Below are 8,641 nucleotides of genomic sequence, written 5' to 3' on the forward strand. Positions count from 1 at the left end.
ATCGATAAACAAAAAGCATGTTTATCGCTGTGATCCATGCTGCGATTTTCATACCAAGTTTATAACACAGTGAATAAAAAGGTGGAAACTGGCCTCTTTCGCCCATTTAGCGGTGTTTGATTAAAATAATACTGAGCAATGAATTTGCTGGTGCAGTTTTACCGTACCATTAAATTCCGATATCAGTATGCAATATCCTCATATCAGGAATATATCCCGTCGGATAAATTTAAAAATCCCACACTTCCTCATAACCAACTGAAAATATTGAAATTTATTTATGTTATCGAATGGCATTAAACTTGATATATTAAAGCTACTACAACCTAATTGTTACCTAGCTTATGTCTTTAAAAACCTATTTATTTTCTCTTATTGGTGGATTGATCCTGTTACTGGCAAGCAGCCAGCTTATTTTAGTCAATTGGATGAGTGCTAATTTTAATGAGCAAGTTAACCTACAAGCCAGACATATGTCTGAACAGGTAATAGAATTTGCCGCAGATAACATTGAATTTTCACTTGAAGATGGTGAGTCTGTTGAAATTATAGAACTCGATAAAAACGGCCATGAAAGAGTTAAGCATGAATTAAATGGACAGGAATTAAATGAACAGCAGTTCACTGAGCATGAAAGGATCATTGAATATGAAAATCAAGACATCCGGGTAATTCACCAGGTCAGCAGCAATGACGAGAAACTCAAAGTATATAAAATAACCGGTGAGCCAACCGACGATGTTGCTGCTAAGAAACAAAGAGTGAATAAGCAAGAATACCGTACGTTGCACAAAGCTACGGTGGTAAAAGAATTAAAAGATCTGGTTAATGAAATCCATCAAATTGAAATTGATGGCGATGCAAGCAAGCCGAAAACCCGCACCAATAACAATCAACACGTACGCAAAGATTTTGTTTATCGTATTGACACCAGTAAAACCGATATCAGTGTTTTAATGACAAAAATCCTTTGGATCATCATCGTATCAACATTGATCGCGTTAATATTTGCCTATTGGCTAAGCCACAAATTTAACAAACCCCTAAAAGCTCTTTCTTCCGGGTTTAAACAACTCGCGAGTGGCAATTATAAGCACCAGGTAAATGAGCAAGGGGTTAATGAAATTCGGCAAACGATTTGTCACTTTAATGAGATGACTGAGCGCCTTGAGCAACTTGCCATTACCGAGCAAAAAAACCAGCAGCTGCAGCAACTGGCAGAATTGGGCGATGTAAGCCAGGGGTTAGCGCATGCGTTAAGAAATCCGATCCACACCATAGGTTTGGCGGTGGAACAAATAAAAGATCCGCAATTAAATGAACAGCTCCGTGAGCAGTTAATCGACACCATCACCGCCAAAATAAATCACATAAACAAAACCATCTCCGCCCTGCTGCAACTCACCAGCTCAGGGCTCACTCGTAATGAACAAGTACCTGTTGCAGCGGTAATACAAGACATTATTCTTGAATATAAATCCAGTGATGATAAGCAATTACACATTCACTCAAACTGCGATAACCTTGTCCAGGTTACCGGCAATGAGTCTGAAATACGCTCAATATTGCATACCCTTATCATCAATGCCTGTGAAGCAAGTCAGCACAATGGGGTAATTACCATTAGTACCGTCATCGATGATAACAGCCAGGTTACGGTGCGTATTGAGGATGACGGCAAGGGTTTAAACGAAGATATCGAAGACGATTTATTCAAACCTCATATTACCGACAAACCGGAAGGTGCTGGTATGGGTCTGTATATAGCTAACCGGTTAATTTCGTTAAATTATAATGGTAAACTTGAGTTGATCAATATCGATAATGGTTGTCAGGCAACCGCGATTTTTGCCAAGGATAAACAATAATGGATAATACCGATACCTTGATACTGGTGGTTGAAGATGAACAAGAGCAACGTGAAATCATCGTCAGTTTATTACTTGCCTCAAGTTACCAGGTAATAAGCGCCAATTGTGTAGAACAAGCCATTGTTATGCTGAAAGAGCATCCGATTGATGTCATTTTTTCCGATTGGAAACTGGGCAAACTTTCTGGCATCGATTTACTCAATTATGTCAAAAATCCCAATACCAAAAAATTAACTCACCAGCATGGCTTTATTATTGCCACCGCGCACGGCACCATAAGCCATGCCGTAGAGGCCCTTAAAAAAGGTGCAGATGACTACATTGCCAAGCCGTTTCAGCGACAAGAGTTATTGCTTACGATTAACAAAGCACTGAACGCGAAAAAACTCAGAGAGCAAAACCAAAATTTAAGCTCACAATTAAGTGAGCAAAATAAAATGGTTGGCTTGGTGGGTAAAGCGCCTTGTATGCAAAAGGTGTATCAACGCATTGACCGCGTTTCAGCAACCGATGCCACCATATTAATTTTAGGTGAAACCGGAACCGGTAAAGAGCTAGCGGCGCGAGCTTTGCATCAATCATCCGATAGAAGTAAAGCACCGTTTATTGCCATCAATTGTGGTGCCATTGCCGAATCACTCGCCGAAGCCGAGCTGTTTGGTGCAGAAAAAGGCGCTTTTACCGGAGCCAATGCCACTAAAATAGGTAAATTTGAAGCGGCCCATGGCGGCACAGTATTTCTCGACGAGGTCGGTGAACTTACCTTAACCACACAGGTAAAGTTATTGCGATTTTTACAAGAAGGCAGCATCACCAGACTTGGCAGCAATCAGGAATTATCGCTGAATGTAAGAGTAATCGCGGCAACTCATAGAAAATTAGAACAAGAAGTGAAACAGGGGCGATTTCGCGAAGATTTATTTTATCGATTAAACATAGTCCCCATTAACATGCCCGCATTAAGAGAACGCAATGAAGATATTGCTCCATTGTGTGAGCATTTTTTATCTTTGCACAGTAAACGTCACAACATCAATGTGCCAAAACTGTCGACTTCTGCATATCGCTCACTACTGGAATACCATTGGCCCGGTAACGTTCGGGAACTGTCGAATCGGCTTGAACGTTTTGTGTTGTTAGATGATGAACAAGAATTGATCAGTGCTTTGCACGTTCAAGACTCACAGCACAGCGACAATACACCTGAGTTTAATTTTCCTGAAGAGAGCTTCAGTTGGGACAGTTTTGAGCAACAATGCTTAGCCAGTGCATTAACGAAAAATCAGGGAAACAGAACCAAAGCCGCCAAACATTTACAAATGTCGTATAAAGCTTTTTTATACCGATTAGAAAAATATCAGCTAAATAAGTAACTTACTTAGTAACCTGAGCTAGGGATAAGCAGCACTTGCTCAATATTCCACTTTATTCGATTTTCGGCGTTAAAAAAAAGGTCAATAGCAGGCTATTAACAATTGTTTTGCCTTGAAAATCAAAAAAATTGAAGCATTGATTGATAATAACAATCTTTCTATATTTTTTAAAATAGTTTACTGGTAACAGTTAACTTGATGATATAAAAGTAGATCAAGCACTCATTATCCCAAGCTCAGGTTAATTAGCAAAAGGCACAAGGAATTTGTTCGGGGAAATCGGCGGCAAAAAAGGATAAACGACCATTTATGTCCTAAACTAAGTTTATGTTCAATTAACTTTTAGGAGGACATATGGGCTCTATTTGGGAACATCACGCGGTTCATTTAGCGGATCTCATTGGCTCAAAAGATGAATTGCAAGCTCACTTGTATTTAGAGCGCTTAATGCTATTTCCTGTCGATATACAGGATAAAATCATTCATGAGATTTCAAGTTTACGCAAATGTAACACCGACGATATTGCCGAAATAATTACGTTTTACAGCTCCAGAACCTAAAATAAAGTCATTCACTTTAACATTAAGTTTTTAATTGTAAATCCCGCAGTTTCGAAATTTCATCTCTGCAAGCCGCCGCTTTTTCAAACTCAAGATTGCGTGCATGCTCAAACATTTCATTTTCAAGGCCAGCAACTTTTTTATCAATTTCACTTGTCGTTAAAATATGTTGCTCTGCCTTAGGTGAGGCGACTTTTAAATCACCTTCTTTCAAGCCAGTACCAGAGCCCATAACATCGGCAATCTTTTTGGTTAAGCCTTTTGGCACAATGCCATTTTCAATATTATAGGCATGTTGTTTTGCCCGACGGCGCTCGGTTTCATCGATGGCTTTTTTCATCGAACCGGTAATTCTGTCGGCATATAATAATGCCTTACCTTCCAGGTGACGGGCAGCTCGACCTATGGTTTGAATTAATGAGCGTTCGGAGCGTAAAAAACCTTCTTTATCGGCGTCCAAAATAGCGACTAACGACACTTCCGGCAAATCCAGGCCTTCCCGAAGTAAGTTGATGCCAATAAGTACATCAAACTTGCCTAAACGTAAATCACGAATAATCTCCATACGTTCGACCGTATCCACATCAGAGTGCAAATAACGGGTCGCAACACCATGCTCAGTTAAGTAATCAGTGAGATCTTCGGCCATACGTTTGGTTAATGTTGTGGCGAGTATCCGTTCATTCTTAGCCACTCTGACTCGAATTTCAGACAATAAGTCATCGACCTGAGTTTCTACCGGACGAACTTCAATTATAGGGTCTAACAAACCAGTAGGACGTACCACCTGTTCTGCTACATCACCACCGGATTTTTCTAACTCGTAGTTGCTAGGGGTCGCCGATACATAGATTGTTTGTGGTGCCAAGGCACTAAATTCATCAAAGCGCATCGGTCGATTGTCTAATGCTGACGGTAAACGAAAGCCATATTCCACCAAATTTTCTTTGCGTGATCGGTCACCCTTATACATGGCGCCTAATTGCGGCACAGTAACATGCGACTCATCGATGATAAGCAAACCATCATCAGGTAAATAATCAAATAAGGTTGGCGGCGCATCTCCTGGCTCACGGCCAGAAAGGTATCTTGAATAGTTTTCGATGCCTGAACAATAGCCAAGCTCTGACATCATTTCAATATCGAACTGGGTACGCTGCACGATACGCTGCTCTTCAACCAGGCGGTTATTTTCTTTTAATTGAGTTGAGCGCTCTTTCAGTTCGACTTTAATTTTTTCGACCGCCGCAATAATTTTTTCTCTTGGCGTTGCGTAGTGTGTTTTAGGATAAATAGTCACCCTAGGTAAGATACGCTCCACCTGCCCCGTTAATGGATCAAACTGGCTTATACGTTCTACTTCTTCGTCGAACAACTCTACTCTTATGGCGATTCGATCAGACTCTGCCGGGAAAATATCAATCACATCCCCTCTGACCCGATACGTTGCCCGCTGAAAGGCAACATCATTACGGGTGTATTGCAATTCGGCTAAGCGTCGTAAAATATCGCGTTGATTGATGATATCGCCCTGGGTTAAATGCAACATCATTTTCAAATAAGAGTTGGGATCGCCAAGACCGTATATCGCTGACACCGAAGCGATAATGACGACATCTCTGCGTTCTAATAATGCCTTGGTGGCTGACAGACGCATCTGTTCAATGTGCTCGTTAACCGCTGCATCTTTTTCAATAAAGGTATCGGTAGTTGGCACGTAGGCTTCAGGCTGATAGTAATCATAATACGAGACAAAATACTCAACGGCGTTGTGCGGGAAATACTCTTTCATCTCTCCGTATAATTGCGCTGCCAAGGTTTTGTTTGGTGCCAGGATCATCGTCGGGCGGTTTTGTTCGGCGATCACATTAGCAACGGTAAAGGTTTTACCCGATCCCGTTACCCCTAACAATGTTTGATGCGCAAGCCCAGAGTCTATGCCATCCATTAATTGTGCTATTGCTGTTGGCTGATCGCCACTGGGTTTGTATTCAGATACAATTTGCAGGTCTTTGCTCATCATCACACCTTTGCTGAGCTAAACTGATTCGGCTGCGAAAATTGTTTGGTAAATAAGTAATACGACACTGCAGCCATACACAAATTCCCTAACAAAGCACCAACAAACAAACCGGTTAAACCGTAAAAATAACTGCCGATAAAGGCTAACGGCACATAGAAGATGAATAACCGAACAATGCTCAGCATTAACGCCACCATAGGTTTGTGCAACGCATTAAACGACGAGTTGGTTAAAATCACTACCCCTTGTAACCCATAGCCAAGTGGTAATATCCACATAAACAAGGTAATTAAATCGGCTACGCTTTGCTCTTTGGCAAATGCCCCGGCAATTAACGGGGAAATGAGGATAAGTACCCCATATACCGCAATTTGCCATATTAATACGAACTTAGTCGATACTTTATAACCTTGCTCTACCCGCGCTAAACTGCCAGCCCCTAGGTTTTGACTGATAAATGGCGGTAACGTCATCGACAGCGCGAGTACCACCAAACAGGCAATTGACTCGATTCGTGAGCCGACACCAAAAGCGGCAACTGCAGATTCGCCATATCCCGCAACAATCGCCGTCATAATAGCAGCCGCGATTGGGGTTAACATATTCGCCCCTGCTGCCGGTAAGCCTATTTTTAATATCTGTTTGCCAGAATTTTTAATGACTGCAAATTCTGGCACTTTCAAATGAATTAACTGACGTTGAAAGCCCAAAATGTAGGTAATGTATACCAGTCCGAAGCCCCAGGAAATCACCGTTGCCAATGCAGCCCCCTGTATGCCCATCGCAGGTATTGGGCCGACACCAAAGATTAAAATAGGATCTAAAATTGCGTTAATTAAACCGGCGCCGCCCATAACGTAGCTTGGCGTATGAGTATCACCGGATGCACGTAGTACGGCATTACCTATCATAGGACCAATTAAGCCAACGCTACCAAGAAACCATAAATCCATGTAATCATGAATTAACGGCAATAAATCACTTTTCGCGCCTAGCAGCGTAAAAATTTGACTGGAAAATAAATAACCGAGAAAAGATAAAAAGATCACGATAATAGAGGTAAGTATTAATGCTACCGTTGCAGCATTTCTGGCATCTTCTTCATCGCCCTTGCCCAAGGTTTTTGCAATAACGGCCGAAGTACCTATCCCCAAGCCAATCGATAAACTGATCACGGTAAAGGTGATTGGAAAAGTAAAACTTATCGCCGCTAAAGGCTGCGTACCCAACATACTGACAAAAAACGTATCCACCAAATTAAACGTCATTAATAACACCATGCCGAAAATCATCGGAATGGTCATATTCTTTAACGTGGTACTTACCGGCCCATTAAGTAGGTCTTGCTTGGTCCGTTTATTTTTTATTGTCATCGATTAGGTTATTCGTTGCAGAAAAAGTAAAGAGAGTTATTGTAAAAGATAGTTAATGCACTAGCTAATTAATTATCTAATAAAGCAGTAAAAAAATGTATTTAAATATGTATCGGTAAAATAATGTCGTGATTAGCGGTTAATTGCAGCTGTTCATAAAAGCAACACTCTGTTTAAATTACATACCGAATCATGATAACCAATTGTTTTAACACAAAATTTTATAACTGTAGTGGTTATGAAAGTTAACCCAAATTGAGCAGAAACAAAACGAAAGTGCTGCTTTACACTTCCATTCACAAAGTTACCCACAAAAACAGTGGGTAACTTTTGCCAACAGTGAATTCTTTGTTAATAAAAGATGACTTAATACTTTTCAAAAACTTGCTTAAAAGCTCAACTATTTGTATGCAAAACAGGCAAACAGTACAACAGTTTAAAATTTTCTTATTTTTAGTGTTGACAGTACCCATTCAGATATATAATATTCCGCCCCGTTAGCAACTTGCTTAACTTTAATTCCTCAATAGCTCAGTTGGTAGAGCAACGGACTGTTAATCCGTTTGTCCCTGGTTCAAGTCCAGGTTGAGGAGCCAAATTTTTGTGATTGGATAAATCAACGTTGTAAAGCAACGGACTGACTGTATCAAATCGCCGTTCCTCCCTGGTTCAAGTCCAGGTTGAGGAGCCAAATTTTTGTGATTGGATAAATCAACGTTGTAAAGCAACGGACTGACTGTATCAAATCGCCGTTCCTCCCTGGTTCAAGTCCAGGTTGAGGAGCCAAATTTTTGTGATTGGATAAATCAACGTTGTAAAGCAACGGACTGACTGTATCAAATCGCCGTTCCTCCCTGGTTCAAGTCCAGGTTGAGGAGCCAAATTTTTGTGATTGGATAAATCAACGTTGTAAAGCAACGGACTGACTGTATCAAATCGCCGTTCCTCCCTGGTTCAAGTCCAGGTTGAGGAGCCAAATTATATAGTTATGGTTTAATTACTTAATTAAACGGTAGCCAGGTTTAAAAAACCAAAAGAAAAGAACAATTCCTCAATAGCTCAGTTGGTAGAGCAACGGACTGTTAATCCGTTTGTCCCTGGTTCAAGTCCAGGTTGAGGAGCCATATAAAAGTGGTTTTAATATAGAGATGTTGCCAAGCGCAACGGACTGACTATATTAAAATCGCCGTTCCTCCCGGGTTCAAGTCCAGGTTGAGGAGCCATATTTAAAGTAGTTAATTACCCTACTATAAACAGATAATTCCTCAATAGCTCAGTTGGTAGAGCAACGGACTGTTAATCCGTTTGTCCCTGGTTCAAGTCCAGGTTGAGGAGCCATATTAAAGTGGTTTTAATATAGAGATGTTGCCAAGCGCAACGGACTGACTATATTAAAATCGCCGTTCCTCCCAGGTTCAAGTCCAGGTTGAGGAGCCATAT

5 protein-coding genes and 3 tRNA genes are annotated in these 8,641 nt (G+C 40.9%); 6 read left to right on the forward strand and 2 right to left on the reverse strand.

Going from position 1 to position 8,641, the window contains the following annotated elements; translation table 11 throughout:
- Window positions 1–344 precede the first annotated feature (344 nt).
- The 3 genes from ND16A_RS10920 (at window position 345) to ND16A_RS10910 (ending at window position 3,805) form a co-directional block, all read left to right on the forward strand.
- Window positions 345–1,868, forward strand: a complete 1,524-nt coding sequence (locus ND16A_RS10920) for a sensor histidine kinase (RefSeq protein WP_033077255.1) — start codon at window positions 345–347, stop codon at window positions 1,866–1,868.
- Complete coding sequence (locus ND16A_RS10915; RefSeq protein WP_033077256.1) at window positions 1,868–3,244, forward strand: sigma-54-dependent transcriptional regulator; 1,377 nt, start codon at window positions 1,868–1,870, stop codon at window positions 3,242–3,244. The genes ND16A_RS10920 and ND16A_RS10915 overlap by 1 nt, the downstream gene beginning before the upstream one ends.
- Window positions 3,245–3,598: 354 nt before the next feature.
- On the forward strand, window positions 3,599–3,805 hold the full coding sequence (locus ND16A_RS10910; RefSeq protein ID WP_033077257.1) for a hypothetical protein: 207 nt from the start codon (window positions 3,599–3,601) through the stop codon (window positions 3,803–3,805).
- Window positions 3,806–3,827: 22 nt separating this feature from the next.
- Here the strand turns inward: ND16A_RS10910 and uvrB are convergent, their stop codons facing one another.
- Together uvrB and ND16A_RS10900 are read right to left on the reverse strand one after the other, a co-directional pair.
- Window positions 3,828–5,828, reverse strand: coding sequence for an excinuclease ABC subunit UvrB (gene uvrB, locus ND16A_RS10905; RefSeq protein WP_443080320.1), 2,001 nt, complete (start codon window positions 5,826–5,828; stop codon window positions 3,828–3,830).
- Window positions 5,828–7,201: an MATE family efflux transporter gene (locus ND16A_RS10900; protein WP_052073015.1), complete on the reverse strand. Its 1,374-nt coding sequence runs from the start codon at window positions 7,199–7,201 to the stop codon at window positions 5,828–5,830. The genes uvrB and ND16A_RS10900 overlap by 1 nt, the downstream gene beginning before the upstream one ends.
- A 520-nt stretch (window positions 7,202–7,721) precedes the next feature.
- Between ND16A_RS10900 and ND16A_RS10895 the strand changes: the two genes are divergently transcribed.
- From ND16A_RS10895 to ND16A_RS10885, 3 genes are all read left to right on the forward strand, one after another.
- A tRNA-Asn gene (locus ND16A_RS10895) sits at window positions 7,722–7,797 on the forward strand.
- A 452-nt stretch (window positions 7,798–8,249) separates the two neighbouring features.
- Window positions 8,250–8,325 (forward strand) — tRNA-Asn (locus ND16A_RS10890).
- Window positions 8,326–8,463: 138 nt separating this feature from the next.
- Window positions 8,464–8,539 (forward strand) — tRNA-Asn (locus ND16A_RS10885).
- Window positions 8,540–8,641 lie beyond the last annotated feature (102 nt).

Origin of the sequence: Thalassotalea sp. ND16A (genome assembly GCF_000764205.1) — a bacterium.
In the GTDB taxonomy this organism is placed as follows: Bacteria; Pseudomonadota; Gammaproteobacteria; order Enterobacterales; family Alteromonadaceae; genus Thalassotalea_A.

Bases quoted from the DNA above. Each gene is read 5' to 3' on its own strand.
- ND16A_RS10920 (WP_033077255.1), top strand. From the start codon at position 345: ATGTCTTTAAAAACCTATTTATTTTCTCTTATTGGTGGATTGATCCTG.
- uvrB (WP_443080320.1), bottom strand. From the start codon at position 5,828: ATGATGAGCAAAGACCTGCAAATTGTATCTGAATACAAACCCAGTGGC.
- ND16A_RS10910 (WP_033077257.1), top strand. From the start codon at position 3,599: ATGGGCTCTATTTGGGAACATCACGCGGTTCATTTAGCGGATCTCATT.
- ND16A_RS10915 (WP_033077256.1), top strand. From the start codon at position 1,868: ATGGATAATACCGATACCTTGATACTGGTGGTTGAAGATGAACAAGAG.
- ND16A_RS10900 (WP_052073015.1), bottom strand. From the start codon at position 7,201: ATGACAATAAAAAATAAACGGACCAAGCAAGACCTACTTAATGGGCCG.